This window comes from Rubritalea sp., assembly GCF_039830215.1.
Taxonomy (GTDB): Bacteria; Verrucomicrobiota; Verrucomicrobiia; order Verrucomicrobiales; family Akkermansiaceae; genus Rubritalea.
The window spans coordinates 1-1,966 of sequence record NZ_JBDOPO010000117.1 but is presented as its reverse complement, the minus strand read 5'-3'; the positions used below and the strand labels follow the sequence as shown (position 1 = coordinate 1,966).

Sequence of the window (1,966 nt, the reverse complement as noted above, 5' to 3'; positions counted from 1 at the left end):
GATTGCGACCAAAGATCTCTGAAAAGGTTGGGACTGAGCCAGCTGCCGTAGATCCATCTTCGATTTTGTAGGCTCCGAGACCATGAAATTTCCCAGGGTTATCGAGGGCGGGGGTGTAGCCGCGCCATTTTTCTGTGATAATATGTAGAACCACTGGCTCATCTTGATTCCGTAGATAATCGAATGTATCGATCAATATCTCGATGTTGTGCCCGTCGATTGGTCCAAAGTAGCGGATGCCGAACTTCTCAAATAAAACACTAGGGGCGAGTAAGTTCTTAGCACCTTGCTCTAGCTTTTGTGCGAGCTTGCGTGCCCCCACACCACCAAATTTTTGAACGACGTCCGCAGTTTTACTGCGGACTGCTGAGTAGGCTGAGCTCGTTTGAAGTCCATTGAAATGCCGCGCCAGAGCTCCAACATTTTTATCAATAGACCACTCATTATCGTTAAGAACCACAATGAATTTCTTGGTTGCATCTGTGATATTGTTGAGTGCTTCTAATGTGGTTCCGCAGGTGAATGCAGCGTCACCAGCAATTGCTACGACGTCGAAATCTTTCCCTGCGAGGTCGCGAGCTGATGCCATCCCAAGCGCTGCTGATACGGCTGTGCCCGCGTGACCAGCTCCATAGCAATCGTGCTCAGATTCAGTTCGCAATAGATAGCCATTGAGCCCGTCATGAGTGCGGATCGTGTGAATTTCACTCGCTCGCCCAGTGAGCATCTTATGAACATAACCCTGGTGGGAGACGTCAAATGTGAATTTATCAGTCGGTGAGTCAAAAACGTAATGGAGAGCAATGGAGAGCTCCACGACTCCTAGGTTGGGGCCTAGGTGGCCTCCAGTGACGGAGAGTCGTGAAATCAGAACGTCACGGATTTCTTGAGCTAATTCTGGAAGATCTGCTCTGTGGAGTTTCTTAAGATCTTCGGGGGATTGGATCGTGGAAAGTAGGCGCGGAAGCGGCTTAGGTGATTTAGAAAAGTCTGATTTCATCGTTGTCTGATGATGGGCTATTATTGGATGGCTTTGGTGCCGCCTTAGTTGTTACTTTGGTGTCACTATTTTTGATAGTTTCAAGTCGCTTTTTTGCAGAAGTGAGTGTCGATTCGCATTCAGAGAGCAGCTTGGCTCCCCGTTCATAATGGCTAATCAACTCTTCGAGAGGGAGTTGATCTGATTCCATTTGATCGACAAGCTTGTCTAATTCTTCAATTGCTTCCTCAAATGATGGGGCTGATTTTTTAGGCATAATAAAAATAGGCTACTTTCTTAGTTATTTCACGCGAATCATGGAGCGTGAGTAGTAGGTGGATGGTTCCAGTAGTCCCGAGAGCTTGGTCCTGTGTGGGTATCTTCCGATTTGAGAGTCGATTAATGGTGCGACACTGGGGTTCTGGCTGATATTCGCTGCGTTTTCGTTTCTTACGAAATAGTTGATCCACGGCAGGTAGGCCATGGCTGTGAGGTCCCGATTATTGTAGAATGACTGCCGGATATCTTCACCACTGTAGCTCATGCTAGAAACATGGATGCCAGCAATTGAAGTTACTTTGTCAGCAATGGTTTCAACTTTGATGAAATCATAATAGGTTTGCGGTAACCAAATAGCTGGTCTGTCAGCGTACCAAGCTACTGCCCATGGTTGGTCTGAAATGATGACGTCTTTAGGTGTGGTTATACTATTTAGTGAGCCGTTTAGACTGTAAGCGTGGACACCACCGACTGATCCAGTATGTGGCTTTTTATCATTGAGTTGTTTGAGCTGTAGTAGTAAGGGTGCTGATGCTATCAGAATAATTACAACTATGTGGAGGTTACCCATTAGGCCTGACTCTTGACTTAATTTACAGCGAGACCAGATAATGCTAATGAGGGCTAATCCATATCCGCACATGAGTGGGGCAAAGAGTAGGTGGAGCTGGTTTGGGTCTAGCTGGCTGCTAGTTAATCCGTAGATAG

Annotated in this window: 3 protein-coding genes; all 3 read right to left on the bottom strand. The window is 46.6% G+C overall.

The features are described from left to right. Positions 1–1,000 (bottom strand): 1-deoxy-D-xylulose-5-phosphate synthase N-terminal domain-containing protein (locus ABGY95_RS03990; RefSeq protein ID WP_347440414.1); only part of this gene is annotated, 1,000 nt, incomplete at its 3' end. Continuing rightward, positions 981–1,256 carry an exodeoxyribonuclease VII small subunit gene (xseB, locus tag ABGY95_RS03985; RefSeq protein WP_347440413.1) on the bottom strand — a complete coding sequence of 92 codons (276 nt, stop codon included), beginning with the start codon at positions 1,254–1,256 and terminating at the stop codon, positions 981–983. The genes xseB and ABGY95_RS03990, both read right to left, overlap by 20 nt. 24 nt (positions 1,257–1,280) lie before the next feature. Next, positions 1,281–1,966 (bottom strand): hypothetical protein (locus ABGY95_RS03980; RefSeq protein WP_347440412.1); only part of this gene is annotated, 686 nt, incomplete at its 5' end.

What these genes read in the sequence shown, in the direction of transcription:
- xseB (WP_347440413.1), bottom strand. Translation starts at nt 1,256, where the DNA reads ATGCCTAAAAAATCAGCCCCATCATTTGAGGAAGCAATTGAAGAATTA.